Source organism: Cupriavidus respiraculi, assembly GCF_914271545.1.
Lineage (GTDB): Bacteria > Pseudomonadota > Gammaproteobacteria > Burkholderiales > Burkholderiaceae > Cupriavidus > Cupriavidus respiraculi.
Genome location: NZ_CAJZAH010000001.1, coordinates 1,075,117 through 1,097,255 on the forward strand (window position 1 = coordinate 1,075,117; position 22,139 = coordinate 1,097,255).

Below are 22,139 nucleotides of genomic sequence, written 5' to 3' on the forward strand. Positions count from 1 at the left end.
ACCGTTCCGGCTCCATGGGCATGGGGCCGGTTTCCACGACAGCGGCGCCGGTCTTCCCTCCTTTTTCGTTTATCTCTCCCTCTGCCTCGCGGCCATCTTGGGTGGGCGCTCGCTCGCGTTGACCCTCAATTGCCGATTTCCATTGACAGGCGGGATGCGCCGTCATACAAAGCCGTAAACAGATTTACGCGTTTTTGTAGACAATCCTGCGGACAATACGGCGGCTCGCGACCGGTCATCCGGCCCGCGAGCCCACCGATTGCCGGCGCATGCGCTCGGTCCCATGAAGCTGAAGATCATCAATCCGAACACCACGCGGAGCATGACGGACAAGATCGGCGGGTGCGCGCGTGCGGTGGCCGCACCGGGCACCGAAATCGTGGCCGTCAGCCCCGGCATGGGACCGGCCTCGATCGAGAGCCACTACGACGAGGCACTGAGCGTGCCGGGGTTGCTCGAAGAAGTCATCAAAGGCGAGCGCGAAGGCGTGGATGCGTACGTGATCGCCTGCTTCGGCGACCCGGGCCTGTACGCGGCGCGAGAGGTGGCGCGCGGCCCCGTGATCGGCATCGCCGAGGCGGCCATGCATATGGCCAGCCTGACCGGCACCGGCTTCAGCGTCGTCACCACGCTGGCGCGCACCTGCAATATCGCCTGGCATTTGGCCGAGCGCTATGGCCTCGCGCGGTTCTGCCGCAATGTCCGCGCCAGCGACCTGGCGGTGCTGGACCTGGAGCGGCCGGGCTCGGACGCGCGCCGCATCATTACCGAGGCATGCCGGCAGGCGCTTGCCGAGGACGGCAGCGACTGCATCGTGCTGGGCTGCGCGGGGATGACCGATCTGTGCGCGGAGATCGCCGACGCGATCGGCGCGCCGGTGATCGACGGCGTCACCAGCGCGGTGAAGCTGGCCGAGGCGATGGCCGCGCTCGGCATCGCGACCAGCAAGCGCGGCGACTGGGCGCATCCACCGCCGAAGGCGTATAGCGGCATGCTCGAGGGCTTTGGCATGGCGCGGCGATAGGCTTGTGCCGGGCAACTCCTGGGCAGCCCGACAAGCGGGTGCGCTCTGACCGGCCGCGCGCATTGTGTACGATACGCCCGACCATCGTCGTCGATCCTGGCGACGAGCCGACCGCTTTCCTCCATGCCAACCACGCGCAACGCTTCGCCGAACATCCAGACCGCATCCGCATCCCAACGCCGGACGGGCGGCTCGTCCGACAATTCGCGCGACAGCGGCGATGGCCCCGATGCCGCGAACAACGAGTCGATCTATCTCGGCCTGCTGACCGCGATCATGGAACACCGCCTGCTGGCGGGTACGAGACTGGTGGAGGAGCGCCTGTGCGAAGTCACGGGCGCGAGCCGGGCGCGCATCCGCCAGGTCTTCGCCCGGCTCGCCCATGAGAAGCTGATCACGCTGGTGCCCAACCGCGGCGCCTTCGTTTCCAGCCCCACGGTCGAGGAGGCGCGCCAGATCTTCCAGGCTCGCCGCTTCGTCGAACCGCAGGTGGCCGCCGTGCTGGCTCAGACGGCGACGCCCGCGCGCGTGCGCAGCCTGCGGCGTCATGCGCAGGAAGAGGACCGCGCGCGTGCCCGGGGCGACCGCGCCGCGATCATTCGCCTGTCAGGCGAATTCCATATCCTGCTCGCCGACATGGCCGGCAACCCCATCCTCGAAAAGCTGGTGCGGGAGATGGTGTCGCTGACCTGCCTCATCATCACGCTGTACGACCGCCCGGGCGCGCCGGCATGTCCCGAACACGAGCACGCCGGCCTGATCGATGCCATCGAACGCGGGGACGAGCGCGAAGCCAGCGCCCGCATGGCGGACCACCTGGCGCACATCGAGCAATCGCTAGACCTGTCGGTGCGCGACAGCGGCGCGCCCGACTTCCGCACCATCTTCGGCAAGCGCTGAGCGTTCCCGCCCGGCCTGGCGGCGCGAATCAGCGTGCGGCCTGCGCCAGCATGCTGTCGATCTTGCGGTCCTTCTGTTCCCAGATGTCGCCCAGCCAGCGATGAAATTCCGCGCGGAACGCGGGGTCGGTGTCGTAGTCGCCGCGGCTCAGCTCGGGCGGGATGGGCAGCTCGCGCACATCGACCATCACCCGGCCGCATTGGCCGCAGGCCAGTTGCCAGAAGCTCGGCGTGCCGTCCGGATAGGCGATGGTGACGTCTAGCAGCGACTGGAACCGCTCGCCCATGGTGTTGATCGCCAGCGCCATGGCGCCCGCGCGGGGCTTGAGCAGGTGGCGGTAAGGCGAGGACTGGGCGCGATGCTTGGCGTCGGTAAAGCGTGTGCCTTCGGCGAAGTTCATCACGCTGGTCGGCACCAGCGCGAACTTGGCGCAGGCGCGGCGGGTCGTTTCGCGGTCCTGCTTGCGCAGCTCCGGCCGCTTGCGCAGCGCCGCGCGCGAATGCCGGCGCATGAACGGAAAATCGAGCGCCCACCAGGCCAGCCCGATCACCGGCACATAGATCAGTTCCTGTTTCAGGAAGAACTTCAGCATCGGGATGCGGCGGTTCAGCACGCGCTGCAGCACCAGGATATCGACCCAGGAGCGGTGATTGCAGTTCACCAGGTACCAGCCCGCATAGCGCAGGTTCTCGACGCCGGTCACCTCCCAGGGTTCGCGCTGCAGCAGCCCGATCCAGGCGTTGTTGCAGCCGATCCAGCCCGCCGCGAGCTGGTTGAGCATGGCGTCGATATGCCGGCGCACGCCCGGCACGGGCAACAGCACCTTGAGAACGGACAGCGCGAACACCGGCACGCACCAGAAGATCGTATTCAGGGCCAGCAGCACGAAGCTCAGCACGCCCAGCGGGAAAGTCAGCAGCTTGCGCATTACCTTGCCTCCCAGGGAGCCGGACGGGAGGGAAAACACCGGCCGGCGGCCGGGCGTTCGCGAAGCGGGAGATGCGATAGCGATGTCATGGGTGGGGACCGAACGAGGAGGATTGCGGCAGCCCGGCGACATCGATGCCGGCAAACCGCCGAAAAGCCGCGATTATAGCGGCGCGGCCATCGCACCGGCATGGGACGGACCCGCACGGCACTGCCTTTGCGCGGGGCACGGGCACTACCCCACCCGCGCGCGGCTGCACTAGACTGGGATTCGCAATGCCCGTCGCACTGGCCGTGGCAATCCCATCTCGAAAAGTACTTCGCCCGCCTGCTTCGTTCGACCCGCCCGTGCTTCATTTTGCAGGAGCCGCCATGCCCGCCCCCAGATTCGATTCCCCGCACAGGCGCGAACTGCGCCCTGGCACGACGCAAGCTCTCGCTGACTCCGCGACACCGGCGCACTTGCCCGACGCGCAGCGCCGGTCGATTCTCGGCGCGGCATGCGCCCTGCTGCTGGGCCTGGCCGTGCTGCCCGGCACGCCGCGCGCGCAGCCGCCGCTCGCGGCGAAACCCATGCGCATCGGCGTCATCGGCGCCGGCCGCCTCGGCGGTGCCGTCGGTTCGCTGTGGGTAAAGGCCGGGCATGAGGTACGGTTCTCCTCGCGCCACCCCGACCAGCTGAAGCCGCTGGTCGACGGGCTGGGCGGTCGCGCGTCGGCCGGCACCGTGGCGGAAGCGATCGCCTTCGCCGACGTGCTGCTGCTGGCCGTGCCGTACCGCGCCGTGCCGGACGTCGGCAAGGAACATGCCGCGGCGCTGCGCAACAAGATCGTGCTGGACGCCACCAACGCATTTCGCGAACGCGACGGCGCGGTCGGCGAAGAGGCCATCGCCAACGGCATTGGCCTGACCACCGCGAAGTACCTGCCGGGCGCGCGCGTGGTCCGCGCGTTCAACTTCACGGGCGCGGCGGAATTCAGCCGCGACAGCAATCGCCCGCAGGGCCGCATCGCCGTGCCCATCGCAGGCGACGATCGCGCGGCACTCGACATCGCCGCCCAACTGGTGCGCGATGCGGGCTTCGAACCGGTGGTAGTGGGCGGACTGGCGACCGCGAACCGGTTCGCACCGGGCGGCCCATTGTTCAGGCAGATGGAAAGCGCGGAGGAACTGCGCAAGCGGTTGGGGCAGTAGGTCGCCTGCGCCGTGGATTTTCTCCGCTCTCCCGCAAGCGGGAGACGGCGCGAACCCGGGGCATTCGCGCGCTCCCCTACGCTTACTCCTCGCTGGTCCACTCCACGTGGACACCCAGGCTGCGCAGGTTTTCCACGAAACGCGGATGCGCGCGGCGGATCGGCGTGGCGTTGCGGATCTCCGAGCGCCCTTCGACGCTGGCCGCCACCATGAACAGGGCGATCGCCACGCGGATGATGTAGGGGCTCTCGACCACAGCCGGCGTCAGCGGGTTGCCGCCGAACGTGATCAGCCGATGCGGATCGGACAGGAACACATGGGCACCAAACTTCGACAGCTCGCCGGTCCAGCCCAGCGCGCCGTCGTAGACCTTGTTCCAGAACATCGCATTGCCCTGCGCCCGCACGCCGAGCGCGATGAAGATCGGCAGCAGGTCCACCGGAAAATACGGCCACGGCGCGGCCTCCACCTTGGTCAGCACGTTGCTGGTGAAGGGCGTCTGGACTTTGAGCGGGCCGCTGCGCGTGGCGCGCGACCAGCCGTCCTCGTGCGTGATCTGCACGCCGAACTTGGCGAAGGTGCGGTCGATGAGCGGGAAGTTGGCAGGCACGCTGTTGCGCACGACCACATCGCCGCCGGTAATCGCGCCCAGCGCCAGGAACGTGGTGATCTCGTGGAAGTCCTCCTCGAAGCGGAACTCGCCGCCGCGCAGCGGATGGCCGCCATGCACGGTCAGCCGCGACGTCCCGATGCCCTCGATGCGCGCGCCCATCATCGTCATGAAGCGGCAGAACTCCTGCACGTGCGGCTCCGACGCGGCGTTGGTCAGCGTCGATACGCCCGCTGCGGCCGCCGCGCAGAGCACGAAGTTCTCCGTGGTGGTCACCGATGCATAGTCCAGCCAGTGGTCCGTGGGCGCCAGCACGCCGCTCGCGCGCACCAGCAGCGAGCCTTCGGCCCGCTCGACCACGCCGCCGAACGAGCGGAAGATGTCCACGTGCGGATCGATCTCGCGCACGCCAAGCGTGCAGCCCTTCACGTTGTCCTCCAGCCGCGCCACCCCGAAGCGCGCCAGCAGCGGCGGCACCAGCATGATCGACGAACGCATTTCCTCGGGCAGCCGATGGTTGGCCGCGTCGAACGCCGTGTCGCGGTGATGCAGATCCAGCGTGCCGGAAACGTAGTCCATCCGCACCTCGCTGCCGAGCGTGCGGAAGATGTCGAGAATCTTGCGCACGTCGGTGATATCCGGCACGCCATGCAGGCGCAACGGCTGGTCGGTCAGCAGGGTGGCGCAAAGCACCGGCAGCACGGCGTTCTTGTTGGCCGAGGGAACGATGCGGCCGCGCAGAGGCGTGCCGCCGTGGACGATGAGATTGGACATGGAGCCGGGTCGGGTATTCGGGGAAGCGGGAAAGGCGCAGGAGCGCGCACAACGGCGGTAAACGAAGCGGCGTGCAAATCGCACGCCGCAGAATTGACCGCAATTGTACTTGGCTTGGGCCCTCACCGTCGTCCGGCGGGGACGGCACTGCCCCCGGGCGCGGGCAGTATGTCCGTAGTGGCTTCAGCTTCCCCGGCCTTCGCCGAACACCGGGCCCAGGGGCCGCAGCCGTATTCCACGCGCCAGCCGGCTCCAGGGCAGGTCCGCGGGATCGGCCAGCATCGGACCGGGCGCCTTGGCCACCAGCACCGCCTCGGCGATGGGCTGGAAGTCGGCGCGGAAATGCACCGAACTTTTGTTGACCAGTATCCGCATGCGCTCCGGCTCGATGCCGACCGCACGATACAGGTTGCGATCCAGCATCTGTACCTTGGCCGAGCTGACGGCGATCTGCACGCCGTGCAGCGAGAGCCGGGCCGAGGGACCAAGATCGGCCTGCATGCCGGTCATCATCGGGCCATCGAAGCGGCAGCGCCCGTCCGACAGTTGCTCGACCCGGTAGGTGGCGTGCAGCGGCGCGTCGCCCTCGACGCCGGAATGGCCGCCCAGCCCGATGGTGATCTCGCGGCCCACGCCCGCCGCATGCGCGGCGCGCGCGGCCTCCGGGTCGAACATCAATCCGAGCGCCGCGCCTTCGGCGCCGCACCGGATCAGCGCCCGCAGCATGCCGGTGGTATCGGAATTGCCACCGGCGCCGGGATTGTCCTGCGTGTCGGCGATGACCACGGGGCGCGCGGCATCGCCGGCAATACGTTGGGCCTCGCGCACTGCGTCGTCGGGCGACAGGAAGGGCACGGCCCATTCGGACTCGCGGCCCGCCACGTCGGCGTACAGGCGGTCCACGGTCTCGCGCGCGGCCTCGGCGGTGGTGCCGTAGGCCCACACGACGCCGCCGCATTCCTCGAAGTCGGCCGCAGGGAAGCCGGGCGTGAACGATACCGATGCGACCGGCCCCGTCTCCAGGGCTGCCAGGCTCGCATAGATGCCCCGCGCCGGTTCGAGGAACGTGCATTGCCCGTTGATGGGAATCAGGAACGGCAGCCGGCGGCTGGACTTCGCCAGCCTGCCGTGCTGCATCAACCTGCGCAGCAAGGCCGCGGCGCGCTCGCCGGTCTCCGCCATATCGACATGCGGGTAGGTGCGATATGCCACCAGGCCGTCGGCCGCATCGAGCATGCGCTGCGTGACGTTCGCATGCAGATCGAGGCTGGCGACGATGGGCACACGCGAGCCGACCGCCGCGCGCAGGCGCGCCAGCAATTCTCCCTCTCCATCGTCATGGCTGACGGTGACCATCGCACCATGCAGGTCCAGGTAAATGGCATCCACCGTCTGCGCGCGCGCCGCGGCCTCGATCTCGCCGGCGATCCGCTCGAAGGCGTCGTCGTCGACGTGCGCCGACGGCGTCGCGCCCGCCCAGATCACCGGAAGCAGCGTGGCTCCCTGCCCTTCCATGGCTCGCACGAAGCCGCCGATGGCGATATTGACGTCCCGCAGAGCGAGCACATCGGCGCCCCGCGCCATGGCCGGGAACATCTCCCCGCGGACGAAGTGGTCATAGGTGGCCCGCGAAGGTGCAAAGGTATTGGTTTCGTGCTGGAAACCGGCGATCAGGATACGCATGGGACGGTGGCAGCTGAGGGGCGCGGCGGACGTGCCGCGCCGAAGTGGGGAAGAAGTGCGTCAGGCACGCGGCAGCCGGTTCAGCACGATGGCCAGACCGCCCACGACCAGCAGCGCCACCATTGCATAGAGGCCGCCGTTCAGCGAGCCGGTCAGGCCCTTGACCGCACCGATCAGGGTGGGGCTCAGGAAGCCGCCCAGCAGCCCGATGCTGTTGATGAGCGCAATGCCGCCCGCGGCTGCGGGGCCGCGCAGATAGCTCGAAGGAATCGCCCAGAACACCGTGTACGAGGCCCACATGCAGGCCGTCGCAATCGTGATGCTCGTCAGCGCGAGCGCGAGGTGGGACGCGGTCATCGTCGCCACCGCCAGCGCGGCCGCGCCGGCGAAGGCGAGCAGCGCGCAATGCCAACGGCGCTCCTGCCAGCGGTCGGAACTGCGCGCGAACACCACCATGAACATGGCCGCGGCGACATAGGGCAAGGCGGAATACAGGCCGATCTCCATCGTGTCGGCCACGCCGGCCGCCTTCAGTATCGTCGGCAGCCAGAAGCTGACCGCGTAGATGCCGCTGATCAGGCAAAAGTAGCCCAGCGCCAGCAGGTACACCCGCACGTCGCGCAGGACCATGCGGAAGTCGTGATGGCCCCCGGCCTGATGCTGGCCGATATCGGCGGCCAGCAGCGCCCGCTCGCGGTCGTCCAGCCACTTCGCGTCCTGGGGCCGGTCGTCGAGATAGCGGAAAGCAACGATGCCGATCAGCACGCATGGCAGCCCTTCGATCAGGAACATCCATTGCCAGCCTGCGAGGCCGTGGGCCCCGGCGAACGCCGTCATGATCCAGGTCGACACCGGCCCGCCGAGCATGCCGCCGATGGGCCCGGCGAGCATCACCACCGCCATCACGCGGGCCATGCGCGCGCCGGAGTACCAGTACGTCAGATAGAAAATCATGCCCGGTGCAAAGCCCGCCTCGAATACGCCGAGCAGGAAGCGCAGCACGTAGAAGCTGGTGGCATCGGTCACGAACAGCATGCACGCCGAGGTCGCGCCCCACAGCACCATGATGCGGCTGATGGTCTTGCGCGCGCCGATGCGGGCCAGCAGCAGATTGCTGGGCACCTCGAACATGACGTAGCCCAGGAAAAAGATGCCGGCGCCCAGACCGTAGACGGCGTCGCTGATGCCGATGTCCTGCTGCATCTGCAGCTTGGCAAAGCCGATGTTGACCCGGTCCAGATAGGCGAAGACGTAGCACAGCAGCAGGAAGGGAAGCAGGCGCAGGCTGACCTTGCGATAGGTCGCTGCCAGGTCGGCCTGCGTGGCGGCGGGAATATCGGCCAGGCGGTCGGCCGGGGGCGCGGCTTCGGTCCACGAAGAAGTCTGGGTCATCGTTGTCTCCACGCTTGACACGAGCAGGTTGGGGAACGCGGGGTGGCGCGAGGCGATCGCAGACGATGGCAGTCGCCTGCGATGCGGCGCCAGTCAGCCGCACCGGCACCGCGGTCGATTCTGCGGGTGCACGGCATTGCGGAACAAGAGCCATGGCAGTACGATTCCGTTGCCTTTTGGTCAACGCTGTCGCGCGGCCCCCTCTCCTTTGCCCACCACCTCGCCCGATTCCCGACGCCCCCCAATGCCAGTCGATCCGCACCGCACACCCGCCTTTCCCTCAGGTCTGAGCGAGCGGCGGCTCCAGTATTTCGTCGCGGCCGTCAACGCCGGCTCCATCCGCGCGGCGGCGGACCGGCTCGACGTCGAACCGTCCGTGATCAGCCGCCAGATTCGCCAGTTCGAACTCGAATTGGGCATCACCTTGCTGGAGCGGCGCGGCCGCGGCGTGACGGCCACGGAGGGCGCGCATCTGGTGCTGGACTATTACAGGGAACGGCTGGCGGGCGAAGAGACGCTCCTCGCCAGGCTGGAGGAACTGAACGGCCTTCAGCGCGGGCAGATACGCATGGTCGCGGGGGAAGGATTCATCGACGAGCTGATCAACGCCGTGCTGCACGAGTTCGGCCAGAACCATCCTGGCATCGAGGTGACGCTGGAGCTGATGAACGTTAACGAAGTCGTGCGCCACGTCGCCGAAGACCACGCCCATGTCGGGTTGGCCTACGCACCGCCCACGCACCCGGCCATCCGCGTGCTCGCCAGCCGCTCGCAGCCCGTCTGCGTCATCGTGCGCCCCGACCATCCGCTGACGCGGCGCCGAGGCGCACTGAACGTGCGCGATATCCTCGCGCATCGCGTCGGGCTGATGACGCCCGGGCACGGACTGCGGCACCTTATCCAGATGGTCGAATTCGCCGAACGCGTCCGCTTCGCGCCGGGCCTGACCACCAATTCCATCGCCGCGCTGAAGCACTATGCAGCCGCCGGCCTGGGCCTGACCTTCATGCCGGCACTCGCCGTCTCCCGCGAGATCGCCGCCGGCCAGCTGGTCGCGCTTCAAACAGACAACACCATCCTGCAAGGCGCCGACGCGCAACTGATCGTGCGGTCGAACCGCCCCCATTCGGCCGCTGTCAGCCGCCTGCTCGACCATCTGCGGGCGATGAGCGTGTTGAGTGGGGATGGCGCACGCAGAACGCGGCGCAAGTAGCAAGGCGTGCCCGCTACGCGTGGATTCGGGCGGGGCTCTGCATAGGTCCCGCCTGGAGCCGCAAGGCATCGACGAACGCATGCAGCACTTCGTCGTCGCCCCCCTTGCGCCAAACCGCCCCCACCGGCCCGAACGATTCCTTCTCGGCCACTGGCACCACATGCAGCAGGCCGAGCGACTGCATGTGCAGCGCCATGGCCTCGGAGCACACGCCAACGTAGTCGGTGTCCCGGAGCACCGCCTCCAGCGTCACCACCGAGCCTGTCTCCACCCGCGGCCGCAGTCCCGCGCCACCGTGTTCCAGCAGCACCGTATCGAGCCGCGTGCGCATCAGGGTCTCGCGCTGCGGCATCACCCAGGGGAACGGGAACAGTTCGGCCCATTGCACAGAGCGCGCATGGGCCAGTGCGTGATGCGTGCCGACCACCACCGCCATTCCGTCCTCGAACAGGACCTCGTGCGCCAGGTGCGCCCCGAACGCGCGGGTGTCGATGGAGCCCACGATCAGGTCGAACTCGCGTTTCTCCAGCCGGTCCAGCAGGGTGTTGAACGCGCCCTCGGTCACCTGGATCGACACGTTGGCGTTCGCCGCCTGAAAGGCCACGATGGCGCGCGGAATCAGATGGGCAACGCCCGCGACCACGCTGCCGACATGCAGGCGCGCCACCGCGCCGCGCGCGATGGAGCCCAGTTCGTCGTGCGCCCGCGAGATCTCGCCGAGCACGCGTACCGCCAGCCGCCGGACCGCCTCGCCGGCGGGCGTCAGCTGCACGCGCCGCCCGCGCACGGCAAGCCTTACGCCCGCCAGTTCTTCCATCTCGCTGAGCCAGTGCGACACGGCGGACTGCGTCATGTGCAGCCGCTTGGCGGCGGCCGAGAGCGTGCCGGCATCGATGAGGATCAGAAAGGACTCGAGGTGGCGCACGCGCAGCCGCCGCGCCCACGCAATGCTGTCGAAGGATGGTTCCATGAGCAAATGCTAATACATGCATCGGAACAATTCACTAGGTGGACGGGGCAGGCAGTGCCAATAATGCCGGGCGGCAACGCAATACGCTGTGTTTCGACGGACATACTGACTGCCATCAACTATGAGAAAACCTGCCAACCACAAGATCGCCGTTTCCCTCGCCATTGCGTTCGGCGTAGCCGCACCGAGCTGGGCCTGCGAGCCGGGCTCGGGCCGTCCGATCCGCCTCGTCGTGTCCCAGCAGGCGGGCGGCAGCACCGACACGCTGGCCCGCATGTGGGCGGAGCGCGTCGCCAGGGAAATCGGCACCACCGTGCTGGTGGAGAACCGCGCCGGCGCCGGCGGCATCATCGCCGCCAAGTACGTGCTGAGCCAGCCTGCCGATGGCTGCACGCTGTTCCTGGCGGGCGTCTCGCAGATGGTGCTCAACAAATTCACCTACAAGCCGCTGCCGTACAAGCCGGAGAGCGACTTCGTGCCGGTCTCGATGCTCGCCACCGTGCCTTTCGTGCTGGTCGCCAATCCCCAGACCGGCTTCCGCACGCTGAAGGAGCTGACGGAGGCCGCCAAGGCCAAGCCCGACACGATCAACTACTCGTCGTCGGGTAACGGCAATTCCACGCATCTCGTGGTCGAGCTGCTGCAGAAGCAGCTGGGCATCCGCCTGGCGCACGTGCCCTACCGGGGCGAGCCCGACGGGCTGGTGTCCACGGTGTCCGGCGACACGCAGGTCATGGCCCCGGTGCTCAGCACCGCGCTGCCGCAGATCAAGGCGAGGAAGGTCGTGCCGCTGGTGCTCTTCGCCTCCAGCCGCGCGCCCGAAATGCCCGACGTGCCGACGGCCGCGGAAGCGGGCCTGAAGGGATTCGAGGACATCGGCTGGAGCGGCATCGCGGCCAGGGCCGGCACCCCGCCCGCCGCCATCAAGACGCTGCATGCCGCCAGCCAGAAATTTCTCGCCGACGAGGCGGTCGTCGCCAAGCTCAAGGCGATGCAGGTCATGCCGATGCCGGGCCCGTCCGGCAAGCTGATGGAGCTGACCGTGCGCGATACCGCGAAATGGCAGAGCGCGGTCGGCGACCTGGACCTGAGCGCGAAGTAAGTCGGCGTTGGGCCGCGCCGCATCGCAGGCGACACGGCATCGCAATCCCAGAGGAATGTCATGAATCGTAGTGGAATGGTCTCGTGCCCCCAGCCGGAGGCGGCGGAATCGGGTATCGAAGTGCTGCGCGCCGGCGGCAATGCCGCGGACGCGGCCGTGGCGTGCGCGCTGGCGCAGACGGTGGTCGATCCGCTGATGTGCGGCATCGCCGGGTTCGGCACGGCGGCGGTCTACATGCCGGGCACCGGCACCCACGAGTACATCGATTTCCACGCCACCGCGCCGGCGCGGTGCAAACCCGATATGTGGGAACACCTGCTGGAAGGCGAGGCGCGCGACGGCTTCGGCTTCTTCATCAAGGACCGGCTCAACGATATCGGCTACCAGTCGATCGCCACACCGGGCACGCTGCGCGGCTTGGAGGCGCTGCACCGGGCCCACGGCCGGCTGCCGTGGAGCGAGGTGGTGCAGCCCGCGATCCAGTGGGCGCGCGACGGCTTCTTCGTGCGTCCCGGCATGTATGCGTTCTGGATCGACGAAGCAACCCTCGGCCGCGCGAGCAACCGCGAGCGGCTGGCCTACAGCGAATGCGGCCGGCGGCTGTATTGCCGGCCCGACGGCTCGCCGCTGCCGGTGGGCGCGCCTCTGCGCAATACCGACTACGCGGACACGCTGGCGGTCATCGCGCGCGATGGTGCCGATGCCTTCTACACCGGCGAGATCGCCGAACGCATCATCGCCGACATGGAGGCCCACGGCGCCCTGCTCGCCCGCGACGACCTGGCCGCCTACCGGGTGAAGACGACCGCCCCGCTGTTCGGCACCTATCGCGACCGCCGCATCTCGTCGAACCAGCCGCCCGGCGGTGGCGCGATGCTGATCGAGATGCTCAATATCCTCGAGGACTTCGACCTGCGGGCGTTGGGCCACAACACGCCGGAGTACATCCGCATCGTCTGCGAGGCGATGAAGCAGGCCACGCTGGACAAGGACCGCCATATCGGCGACCCGGCGTTCGTCGACGTGCCGCTGGAGCGCCTGCTGTCCAAGGCGCACGCGCTCGACGCCGCGCGACGCATCCGGGCGGGCGAGCGGATCGAGATCCCCCGGGTCAATCCGGGCTATGCGGTGCCCAGGGACACCACGCACCTGTCCGTGGTCGACGGCGACGGCAACTGCGTTGCGCTGACCCACTCGCTCGCCATGCCTTCCGGCGTCATCACGCCTGGCCTGGGCTTCCTGTACAACGGCTGCATGGGCGTCTTCGATCCGCGCCCCGGCCGCGCCGGCAGCATCGCGCCCGGCAAGAGCCGTTTCACGTCCTCCTGCCCCAGCATCGTGTTCAAGGAGGACAAACCCGAGATCGTGACCGGCGCGCCGGGCGGCACGCAGATCGCCATGGGCGTGCTGCAGAGCATTCTCAATGTGGTGGACTTCGACATGCCGATGCAGCCTGCCGTGTCGGCGCCGCGCTTCTCGTCCACCAGCAACGCCATCGACGTGTGCAACCGGATTCCGCGCTATGTCACGCGGGAGCTGGAGCAAGCGGGCTACCAGGTCATCCGCAACCCCTACAACTACACCATCGGCTGGGTGCATGCGGTGCGGATGGTCGACGGGCGGCTCGAAGGCGGCGCGGACCCGGGGCGCGACGGCGTCGCGCTGGAAGTCGCGCTGCCGGGCTGACGCGCGCAGCGCCGGGCGTCAGCGCCCGGCGACGCGTTGCAGGCAGTCGAGAAATGCGGCGGCCATCGCCGGCGCCGCATGCTGCTGCGCGCGCAGCACGTAGCTCTGGAAGGGAATGGCCGGCTCGAAGGGAATGGCCTTGACGCCGGCCAGCCGCAGGCTGCGGCTCACCATCGGGTTGACCACGCTTACCCCCAGCCCCATGCCGACCATCGTGCAGATGGTGGCCGCGTAGGGCGTCTCCAGCGTCAGCCTGCGGCCATCCGGCACGAACGCGGCATCGATCAGCGCGCGCGTGCCGTCGCCGTGCGTCAGCGAGATGAACGCCTCGCCATCCAGGTCCCGCGCCACGATGCGGCGCTTCTTCGCCAGCCGGTGCTGCGCCGGTACGATGCATACGCCGTTCTCGTTGCGCAGCAGGCCCGCGCTCACTCCCGGCGTGTCGGCCACGTAGGACACCAGCCCGATATCGCAGAAACGCGTGGCGGTCCATTTCGCCACGGTCGGGGAATCGCTGGTATGAACGGCGATGGGCACGTCCGGATAGCGCTTGCGGAACTCCAGGATCGCGGGCGACATCACGCTCATCGCAATCGCGGGCACCGCGCCCACGCGCAGCGTGCCAGCGCCGAACTGGCGGATGGCCCGCGCCGAATCCCGCACGCTGTCGAGGCCGACGAAAGCCCGCTCCACGTCCCGGAACAGCACCTCCGCCTCGGCGGTGGGCATCAGCCTGCCGGCCATGCGTTCGAACAGGCGAAAGCCGCTCTCCCTTTCCAGTTGCGCGATCACCCGGCTGATGTTGGGTTGCGAGGTGTGCAGCTGCGTTGCCGCCGCGGTCATCGAGCGCGTGAGCATCACGGCGCGGAAGGTCTCGATCTGCTTGAAGTTCATTGGGTGCTCCGCTTCGACATGCCGCCGATGGTATATCAGAAGCGTATGGGAACATGGAAACTGCTGATTTGACGATATGACAGGCGATTTCCATACTGGCGCCACGACTCACGCGAATTTCGCAAGCCAAGGTGGAGCCCAATATGGAATCGAAGGTCAGCCGTCGCCTGAAGCAAACCACCGCGCCGGAGGTCTGCGAGCACATCTACCTGCCGCGCCTGCAGCGCGAGTTCGGCAGCGGTTTCCGCTATCTCACAGACATCAACCAGGCGCATCTGCTGATGCTGCACGGCGCCGGGCTGATTCCCCGGCCCATCGCCGCACGGATCGCGCGGGCGCTGTGCGAGATCGAGGCGCAGGGCCCCGAGGCCGTGCCGCTGGACCCTGCGCGCGAGGATGCCTACTTCAACTACGAGGCGCGGCTGATGGAGGTGGCGGGGCCTGACGCGGGCGGACGCCTGCACGTGGCGCGCAGCCGCAACGATATCCTCGCCACGCACGACCGCCTGCGGGCCCGCGACGCGGGGCTCGCGCTGCTCGATGCGCTGTCCGCCGTGCGCAGCGTCGCGCTCGAGCGCGCCGCGCAGCATGCGGATGCGGTCATGCCCGGCTACACGCACCTGCAGGCCGCGCAGCCGATCACCTACGGCTATTACCTCGCGGGCGTGGCGGACGCGGTGGGCCGCGATATCGGCCGGCTGCGGCACGCGCTGGCCGGCCTGGACGCCTGCCCGCTCGGCGCCGGCGCGCTCGCCGGCACGGCATTCCCGATCGACCGCGAGGCCACGGCACGGTGGCTGGGCTTCGAGGCCAGCGTGCCGAACTCGCTGGATGCCGTCGCGTCCCGCGATTTCGCCTGGGAGATGCTGTCGGTGCTCGCGATCGCGGCCGTGACCTGGAGCCGCGTCGCGCAGGACCTGTTCGTGTGGGCGACGCCGGAGTTCGGCCTGATCGACTTCCCGGACAGCGTGGCCGGGACTTCGAGCATCATGCCGCAGAAAAAGAACCCGGTCGTGCTCGAATACCTGAAAGGAAAGGGCGCGCATCTGATCGGCCTGCTGACCGCGGCGCTTGCCACCGTCAAGACTTCGCACTTCACGCACACCGGCGACGGCAACCGCGAGAGCATGCGCGGCTTCTGGGAAGCCACCGACGAATGCCTGCGCTGCGCGCGCCTGCTGCGGCTGGTGATCGAGTCAGCCACGCCGCAGCGCGACAACATGCTGCGGCGCGCGCGGCGCGATTTCTCCGCGGCCACCGATCTCGCCGATGCGCTCGTGCGCGAGGCCGATGTATCGTTCCGCGAGGCGCATCACATCGTCGGCGCAGTGGTACGGCAGGCGCTGGACGCGAGCCTGCCCGCCGACGAGATCACCAGCGCGATGCTCGACGCCGCCGCGCTGGAGCAGGTCGGGCGGCCGATGGGGCTGAGCGAGGAAGCGGTACGCCGTTGCCTCGATCCGCGCGCAGGCGTCGCCGCCCGCATGGCCGCGGGCGGTCCCGCTCCGGTGCTCGTGCTGGAAAGCGTGGCCAGGCAGCAGGCCGCGTGGCGCGCCGACGGCGAGGCCACCGCCATGCTCCGCCGGCGCGTGGAGCTGGCGCGCGAGGGGCTCAAGCGCGATATCGCGACCCTGGCGGGCAATGGCGATGGAGGTCGCGGCTGAGGCGCCCGCCCGGTCAACGTTGACCGCGGTGGCGCCACGGCAGCGGCTTCTCAGCGGCCGCTGCCCACCTGCACCACCACCCCGGTCGGGGTAGCCACCAGATAGTATTCGCCGCCGATGCCGACCCAGTGATGGCCGCGGCGCGGTGGCGGCAGGCCGTAGCTGCGCCAGTCGTCGATCACGTACTCGCGATCGCGGTAGTCGCCCTGCACGCGGTCGCCCTTGCGCAGTTGCCCGGGGGGGCCATAGCCGCCGGGGCCGCGGCCCTGCGCCTTGCCCTGGGCACCGGCGTGGTCGGCATGTCCCGGCGGGCCGCCCTTGCCGGGCTGGCCCAGCGCTGCCGGCGCGTGCAGCGCGAGGGGTGCGACCAGCGCCGATGCGGCGATCAGCGTCTTCACCATCTTGTTGCCATGCATCGCATTTGCCTCCATGGGTCTGGCAGACGTGCCGACCTTAGCATGGCCCCGCCCCCGCCACCCGGCGACATGCGCGGCACCGTGCGGCGCGAGGGCTTTGCCGGTCCTTCCGTGCGCCGTAATATGGCGGCCCACGCACCGCGAACGACAGCCATCCAAGGAGAATGACAATGCTGGAACTCAGGCCGAGCTGCGAGCACTGCAACAGGGCGCTGCCGCCCGCGTCCACCGACGCGCGGATCTGCAGCTACGAATGCACCTTCTGCGCGCGCTGCGTGGACGAGGTGCTGGGCAACGTGTGCCCCAACTGCGGAGGCGGCTTCGCGCCCCGCCCGGTGCGGCCGGCCAGGGACTGGAAGGGAGGCAACAGCCTGGCCCGGCATCCGGCCAGCACGGTCGCCAAGTACCGGCCGGTGGACCCGGACGCGCACGCGGCGCTGGTGGCCCGGCTGGCTGGCATCCCGCCGGAACAGCGGTAGCAACAGGCCGCGGCGCTCGCGCATGGAGGGCGCTCTGTATCCGAAATGGCCGGAAATCGGTAAGCCGGCGCATTTTGGCTACCATGCTGCCTTTGAACGCACGGGCGGCCCCGCAAAGGGCCCGCAGTGCGTCAGGGGTAAACCCGGGGGGAAGCGAACAGATGGAACTGCGGCAATTGCGGTATTTCGTCGCCGTGGTGCAACACGGCAGCATGGGCAAGGCGGCACTGGAACTGGGTCTGGTCACGTCGGCGCTCAGTCAGCAGATCAGCCGGCTCGAGAGCGAACTGTCGACCCGCTTGTTGCAGCGGACCTCCAGCGGCGTGGTGCCCACCGATGCTGGCCTCGCCTTCTGGCGCCAGGCCCAGCTCGCGCTGCGCCATATCGACAATGCGGCCGAGGCGGCCCGCCATGCCAGGCTGTCCGGGCACGTGAGCGTGGGCCTGCCGCCCAGCACCGCGAGCGTGCTGGGCCTGCCCTTCATGCAGGCCATGCGCGAGCGCTATCCGGACGTGCGGCTGCGCATGGTCGAAAGCCTCTCCGGCTACCTGGCCTCAATGCTGAGCGGACGCGAGATCGACCTGGCCATCCTCTTCAATAACGAGCCCGCGCAGCGCTGGAGCGTGCTGCCCCTGCTGCAGGAGCGGCTGTTCGTGATCGGCGCGCGCGGCATGGCGGGCATGCCGCGCGGCGAGAGCACCAGCCTCGCGGCCCTGGCCGCGCTGCCGCTGGTGATGCCCAGCGGCGGCCACGGCCTGCGCGCGCTGCTCGCGACGTGCTTCCAGAACGAGGGCACGCAGCCGCGCATCGTGGCCGAGGTCGACGGCCTGGCCATCCTGATGGATGCGGTGCAGGGCGGGCTCGGCGCCACCATCCAGCCCGGCGCCGCGCTCGCGCGCACGGACGCGGCGCACTTCGAGAGCGTGGCGGTGGCCGACCCGCGCGCCGTGCGCCCGAACCTGCTGGTCAGCCTGTCCGACGACGAGCTGTCCCCCGCCGCCCTTGCCGCCCGCGTGGTACTGACCGACGTCGCCCGCACGCTGGTCAGCCAGGGGCGCTGGCCGGGCGCGACCCTGCACCAGCCGCCTGCCCCTGTTCACGAAACCTGAACCCCCCTCCTCTGTCCGGCGATGGCGCGCCGCACCGGCTCGCGCCTATAGTGGCGCCCGGCAAGGAGGATTCGGATGGTCGACGTACTGGTAATTGGCGGGGGCAATGCGGCCCTGTGCGCCGCGCTGATGGCGCGCGAGGCGGGCGCTTCGGTGCTGGTTCTCGAATCGGCCCCGCGCGAATGGCGCGGCGGCAATTCGCAGCACACGCGCAACCTGCGCTGCATGCACGACGCCCCGCAGGATGTGCTGGTCGACGCCTATCCCGAAGAGGAATACTGGCAGGACCTGCTCAAGGTGACCGGCGGCCTCACCAACGAGGCACTCGCGCGCCTGGTGATCCGCGCCTCGTCGACTTGCCGTCCGTGGATGCGCAAGCACGGCGTGCGCTTCCAGCCGCCGCTGTCCGGCGCGCTGCACGTGGCCCGCACCAACGCCTTTTTCATGGGCGGCGGCAAGGCACTGGTCAACGCGTACTACCGCAGCGCGGAAGCGATGGGCGTGCAGGTGCGCTACGACACCCCGGTGGATGCGATCGAACTGGACGGCGATCGCTTCGTCGCCGCGCGCAGCGGCGAGCAGCGCTTCGAGGCGAAAGCCTGCGTGCTGGCCGCCGGCGGCTTCGAATCGAATCTCGAATGGCTGCGCGAGGCCTGGGGCCAGAACGAGCGCGGCGAATGGCCGGCGGACAATTTCCTGATCCGCGGCACGCGCTTCAATCGCGGCGTGCTGCTCAAGTACATGATCGAGGCCGGTGCCGATGCCATCGGCGACCCGTCGCAATCGCACTGCGTCGCCATCGACGCGCGCGCGCCGCTGTACGACGGCGGCATTTGCACCCGTATCGACTGCGTATCGCTGGGCGTGGTGCTGAACAGCGACGCCGAACGCTTCTACGACGAGGGCGAGGACTTCTGGCCCAAGCGCTACGCGATCTGGGGCCGGCTGGTGGCCCAGCAACGCGGCCAGATCGGCTATTCCATCATCGATGCCAAGGCCATCGGCCGCTTCATGCCACCGGTGTTCCCCGGCGAGAAGGCCGACACGCTCGACGAATTGGCGCGCAAGCTCGGCCTGCCGGAAGACAAGTTCGTGCGGACCATCGAGGACTACAACCGCGCCTGCCGCGTCGGCACCTTCGACCATACGGCGCTGGACGATTGCCATACCGAGGGCCTGACGCCGGCCAAGACGCACTGGGCGCGGCCCATCGATACGGCGCCGTTCTATGGCTACGCGCTGCGGCCCGGCATCACCTTCACTTACCTGGGGCTCAAGGTCAACGACAAGGCCCAGGTGCATTTTGGCGGCAAGCCAAGCAGGAACCTGTTCGTGGCGGGAGAAATGATGGCTGGCAACGTGCTCGGCAAGGGATACACAGCCGGGGTCGGCATGTCGATCGGCACCGCCTTCGGGCGTATCGCCGGCACAGAGGCGGCGCGGGCGGCGACCGCCGAGCGCGCCGGTGCAGCAAGGGAGGCGGTCCATGCATAAGCTCGAAGCCCTGACCCGCGAGGCGCGCGACCTTGCCGCCACGCCGGACGCCGCGCCCTCGGGCCGGTCCGCCACCATCCGCGTGCTGCCGCTGACGGCCAACGAAAGCGAAGTTGCGCGGCAAATGCAGATCTGCAATGCCTGCCGCTATTGCGAAGGCTTCTGCGCGGTCTTCCCCGCCATGACGCGCCGGCTGGAATTCGGCAAGGCCGACGTCAACTACCTGGCGAACCTGTGCCACAACTGCGGCGCCTGCTATCACGCGTGCCAGTACGCGCCGCCGCACGAATTCGCGGTCAATGTGCCGAAGGCCATGGCCAAGGTCCGCATGGAGACCTATACCGAATATGCATGGCCGAGCGGCTTCGGCCGGCTCTATCGCAACAACGGGCTGACCGTCGCCGTGGCGCTGGCCATCGGCCTCGCGCTGTTCCTGCTGCTCGCCGTGGCGATGAACGGTTCGCTGCTGCGCAGCGGCCTTGCCGGCAACTTCTACGCGATCTTCCCGCACAACCTGCTGGCCGGCGTGTTTGGCGCGGTATTCGGCTTCGCCGTGCTCTCGCTCGGCGTCGGCGTGCGCCGCTTCTGGAAGGCGGTGGCCGCGGGCACGGCCAGCGTGCCGGCGGTGGCGGAAGCGACGAAGAACGTGCTGGCGCTGACCTATCTCGACGGCGGCCATGGCGACGGCTGCAACGAGGCGGACGACAAATTCACCCTGGCGCGCCGCCGCTTCCACCACTTCACGTTCTACGGCTTCATGCTGTGCTTCGCCTCCACCGTGGTGGCCACCGGCTATCACTATCTGCTGGGATGGCAGGCGCCTTATCCGCTGACGAGCCTGCCCGTGCTGCTGGGCACGGCGGGCGGCATCGGGCTGTTGATCGGGCCGGCGGGACTGCTGTGGCTGAACCTGCGCCGCGATCCGGCCCACGGCGACGTCGCCCAGCGGCCGATGGACCGCGGCTTCATCGCGCTGCTGCTGCTGACCAGCGCCACCGGCCTCGTGCTGCTCGCCTGGCGCGATGCGGCGGTCATGCCGGCGCTGCTGGCCATCCATCTGGGCGTGGTGATGGCGCTGTTCGCCACGCTGCCCTATGGCAAGTTCGCGCACGGCATCTACCGCTCGGCGGCGCTGCTGAAGTCGGCGATCGAGAAGCGGCAGGCCAACAACCTCAAGCTCGGTTCGGACTGAGACCGGCGCCACACGCGGCGCACGCGGTGCACGCGGGGAAAGCCCGCACGGCCGGCGCTGTACAATGCGCTGGCCGTTTTTTCTTCTCCCCTCCCCCTCATGACGCTCCCCGCCACGCCTTCCACCACTGCGCCGGTCACCGTGATCGGCGGCGGCATCGTCGGCCTGTCCTGCGCGCTGCAATTGCAGCGCGACGGCCATCGGGTCACGGTGATGGAGCGCGCGGGGCCCGGCGAGGGCTGCTCGTTCGGCAATGCCGGCTGCATCAGCACCGCGTCGGTCGTGCCGATGGCAATGCCGGGGATGCTAGGCAAGGTGCCGTCCTGGCTCGTCGATCCGATGGGGCCGCTGACCGTGCGATGGTCCTACCTGCCGCGTGCTCTGCCCTGGCTCGTGCGCTGGATCCGCGCGGGCACGCGCGAGCAGGCCCGCACGACATCGCACGCACTGCATGCCTTGCACTCCGGCACCTATCCGGGCTATCGCTCGATGCTCGATGCGGACCAGTACGACGATCTGATCCGCACCCCCGGCCATCTGTACGTGTGGCGCAGCGCCGCGCTCGGCGACGGCGACCTGCTGGCGCAGTCGATGCGCGATGCGCTCGGCATCGAATCGCAGTGGCTCGGCGCGGGCGAAATCCAGGACCTGGAGCCCTCGCTGACCAAGGACGTTCGCACCGGCCTGCTGCTGCCCGAGAACGGCTTCACCTGCAATCCCGAACGCCTCGCCAAGACGCTGGCGGCCAACTTCGTCGCTGCCGGCGGCACCCTGCTGCGCCGCACGGTGCTGGGCTTCGAGATGGGCGAACACGGTCCGCGCACCGTCTATACCGATTGCGGCTCGTATCCGGTGGCGACGCTGGTGATCTGCGCGGGCGCGTTTTCCACGCGGCTCGCCGGATCGCTTACCGATGTGCGGATTCCGCTGGAGACCGAGCGCGGCTATCACGCCATGCTGACCCGGCCGACCGTGGCGCCGGGCCGGCCCATCATGGACTGCGAGAACAAGTTCATCGCCACGCCGATGGAGCACGGCCTGCGCATTGCGGGGACCGTGGAGATCGGCGGACTCGATGCGGCGCCCGACTTCCGGCGTGCCGCGGTGCTGGCCGAGCATGGCCGGCGACTGTTCCCCGGGCTATCGTACGAGAGCGACAGCAGCTGGATGGGGCATCGGCCCTCCACGCCCGACGGGCTACCGGTCATCGACCGCTCCGACCGCCATCGCAATGTCTATCTCGCCTTCGGTCACGGGCATCTGGGCATTACCGAGGCGCCCGGCACGGGGCGCCTGATCGCCGATCTGGTGCGCGGCCGTCAACCCTTTATCGACCCGGCGCCCTTTGGCCTGCGGCGCTTCGGCGCTGTTGCCGGACACGCCGCCACGGCCGGCGACGTCACCGCGGTCTGAGTC

Annotated in this window: 19 protein-coding genes; 12 read left to right on the top strand and 7 right to left on the bottom strand. The window is 68.9% G+C overall.

Features of this window, described 5'->3' with window-relative positions; translation table 11 throughout:
* Positions 1 to 283: 283 nt before the first annotated feature.
* Together LDO27_RS04815 and LDO27_RS04820 are read left to right on the top strand one after the other, a co-directional pair.
* Positions 284 to 1,024, top strand: a complete 741-nt coding sequence (locus tag LDO27_RS04815; protein WP_224040020.1) for an aspartate/glutamate racemase family protein — start codon at positions 284 to 286, stop codon at positions 1,022 to 1,024.
* A 123-nt stretch (positions 1,025 to 1,147) separates the two neighbouring features.
* A complete protein-coding gene (locus LDO27_RS04820; protein WP_224040021.1) occupies positions 1,148 to 1,924 on the top strand; it encodes a GntR family transcriptional regulator in 777 nt (258 codons plus the stop codon).
* A 28-nt stretch (positions 1,925 to 1,952) separates the two neighbouring features.
* On the opposite strand, the gene LDO27_RS04825 is transcribed toward LDO27_RS04820, so the two are convergent.
* Entirely contained in the window at positions 1,953 to 2,852 is a 900-nt protein-coding gene (locus LDO27_RS04825) for an acyltransferase (RefSeq protein ID WP_224040023.1), read from the bottom strand.
* A 371-nt stretch (positions 2,853 to 3,223) separates the two neighbouring features.
* Between LDO27_RS04825 and LDO27_RS04830 the strand changes: the two genes are divergently transcribed.
* Positions 3,224 to 4,045 carry an NADPH-dependent F420 reductase gene (locus LDO27_RS04830; protein WP_224040026.1) on the top strand — a complete coding sequence of 274 codons (822 nt, stop codon included), beginning with the start codon at positions 3,224 to 3,226 and terminating at the stop codon, positions 4,043 to 4,045.
* An 82-nt stretch (positions 4,046 to 4,127) separates the two neighbouring features.
* Here the strand turns inward: LDO27_RS04830 and LDO27_RS04835 are convergent, their stop codons facing one another.
* From LDO27_RS04835 to LDO27_RS04845, 3 genes are all read right to left on the bottom strand, one after another.
* Positions 4,128 to 5,429: a UDP-N-acetylglucosamine 1-carboxyvinyltransferase gene (locus LDO27_RS04835; RefSeq protein WP_222205115.1), complete on the bottom strand. Its 1,302-nt coding sequence runs from the start codon at positions 5,427 to 5,429 to the stop codon at positions 4,128 to 4,130.
* Between the two features lie 183 nt (positions 5,430 to 5,612).
* Positions 5,613 to 7,112 carry a M81 family metallopeptidase gene (locus tag LDO27_RS04840; protein ID WP_224040028.1) on the bottom strand — a complete coding sequence of 500 codons (1,500 nt, stop codon included), beginning with the start codon at positions 7,110 to 7,112 and terminating at the stop codon, positions 5,613 to 5,615.
* Between the two features lie 60 nt (positions 7,113 to 7,172).
* Positions 7,173 to 8,504 carry an MFS transporter gene (locus LDO27_RS04845; protein ID WP_224040029.1) on the bottom strand — a complete coding sequence of 444 codons (1,332 nt, stop codon included), beginning with the start codon at positions 8,502 to 8,504 and terminating at the stop codon, positions 7,173 to 7,175.
* 244 nt (positions 8,505 to 8,748) lie between these two features.
* On the opposite strand from LDO27_RS04845, the gene LDO27_RS04850 reads away from it, so the two are divergent.
* Positions 8,749 to 9,717 (top strand): LysR family transcriptional regulator, encoded by a 969-nt coding sequence (locus LDO27_RS04850; RefSeq protein WP_222205246.1) that lies wholly within the window; start codon positions 8,749 to 8,751, stop codon positions 9,715 to 9,717.
* Between the two features lie 13 nt (positions 9,718 to 9,730).
* Here the strand turns inward: LDO27_RS04850 and LDO27_RS04855 are convergent, their stop codons facing one another.
* Positions 9,731 to 10,687 carry a LysR family transcriptional regulator gene (locus LDO27_RS04855; protein WP_224040031.1) on the bottom strand — a complete coding sequence of 319 codons (957 nt, stop codon included), beginning with the start codon at positions 10,685 to 10,687 and terminating at the stop codon, positions 9,731 to 9,733.
* A gap of 121 nt (positions 10,688 to 10,808) precedes the next feature.
* Between LDO27_RS04855 and LDO27_RS04860 the strand changes: the two genes are divergently transcribed.
* The gene (locus LDO27_RS04860) at positions 10,809 to 11,789 is read left to right on the top strand and encodes a Bug family tripartite tricarboxylate transporter substrate binding protein (RefSeq protein ID WP_224040033.1); all 981 of its coding nucleotides are present in this window, start codon (positions 10,809 to 10,811) and stop codon (positions 11,787 to 11,789) included.
* Between the two features lie 60 nt (positions 11,790 to 11,849).
* The gene (gene ggt, locus LDO27_RS04865; protein WP_224040034.1) at positions 11,850 to 13,475 is read left to right on the top strand and encodes a gamma-glutamyltransferase; all 1,626 of its coding nucleotides are present in this window, start codon (positions 11,850 to 11,852) and stop codon (positions 13,473 to 13,475) included.
* An 18-nt stretch (positions 13,476 to 13,493) separates the two neighbouring features.
* Here ggt and LDO27_RS04870 read toward each other — a convergent pair whose 3' ends face one another.
* Positions 13,494 to 14,369 (bottom strand): LysR family transcriptional regulator, encoded by an 876-nt coding sequence (locus LDO27_RS04870; RefSeq protein WP_224040036.1) that lies wholly within the window; start codon positions 14,367 to 14,369, stop codon positions 13,494 to 13,496.
* A gap of 143 nt (positions 14,370 to 14,512) precedes the next feature.
* Between LDO27_RS04870 and argH the strand changes: the two genes are divergently transcribed.
* Positions 14,513 to 16,033, top strand: coding sequence for an argininosuccinate lyase (gene argH, locus LDO27_RS04875; RefSeq protein ID WP_224040038.1), 1,521 nt, complete (start codon positions 14,513 to 14,515; stop codon positions 16,031 to 16,033).
* Positions 16,034 to 16,083: 50 nt separating this feature from the next.
* Here argH and LDO27_RS04880 read toward each other — a convergent pair whose 3' ends face one another.
* Entirely contained in the window at positions 16,084 to 16,449 is a 366-nt protein-coding gene (locus LDO27_RS04880) for an RcnB family protein (protein WP_224040040.1), read from the bottom strand.
* Positions 16,450 to 16,619: 170 nt separating this feature from the next.
* On the opposite strand from LDO27_RS04880, the gene LDO27_RS04885 reads away from it, so the two are divergent.
* The 5 genes from LDO27_RS04885 to LDO27_RS04905 all read left to right on the top strand — a co-directional run bounded on the left by LDO27_RS04885 (position 16,620) and on the right by LDO27_RS04905 (position 22,136).
* Positions 16,620 to 16,928, top strand: a complete 309-nt coding sequence (locus tag LDO27_RS04885; protein ID WP_224040042.1) for a DUF1272 domain-containing protein — start codon at positions 16,620 to 16,622, stop codon at positions 16,926 to 16,928.
* A gap of 161 nt (positions 16,929 to 17,089) precedes the next feature.
* Complete coding sequence (locus tag LDO27_RS04890) at positions 17,090 to 18,037, top strand: LysR family transcriptional regulator (protein ID WP_224040044.1); 948 nt, start codon at positions 17,090 to 17,092, stop codon at positions 18,035 to 18,037.
* A 75-nt stretch (positions 18,038 to 18,112) separates the two neighbouring features.
* Positions 18,113 to 19,531: an FAD-dependent tricarballylate dehydrogenase TcuA gene (gene tcuA, locus LDO27_RS04895; RefSeq protein ID WP_224040046.1), complete on the top strand. Its 1,419-nt coding sequence runs from the start codon at positions 18,113 to 18,115 to the stop codon at positions 19,529 to 19,531.
* The gene (tcuB, locus tag LDO27_RS04900; RefSeq protein ID WP_224040048.1) at positions 19,524 to 20,723 is read left to right on the top strand and encodes a tricarballylate utilization 4Fe-4S protein TcuB; all 1,200 of its coding nucleotides are present in this window, start codon (positions 19,524 to 19,526) and stop codon (positions 20,721 to 20,723) included. The genes tcuA and tcuB overlap by 8 nt, the downstream gene beginning before the upstream one ends.
* 99 nt (positions 20,724 to 20,822) lie before the next feature.
* A complete protein-coding gene (locus tag LDO27_RS04905) occupies positions 20,823 to 22,136 on the top strand; it encodes an NAD(P)/FAD-dependent oxidoreductase (RefSeq protein ID WP_224040050.1) in 1,314 nt (437 codons plus the stop codon).
* The last annotated feature ends 3 nt before the right edge of the window (positions 22,137 to 22,139 follow it).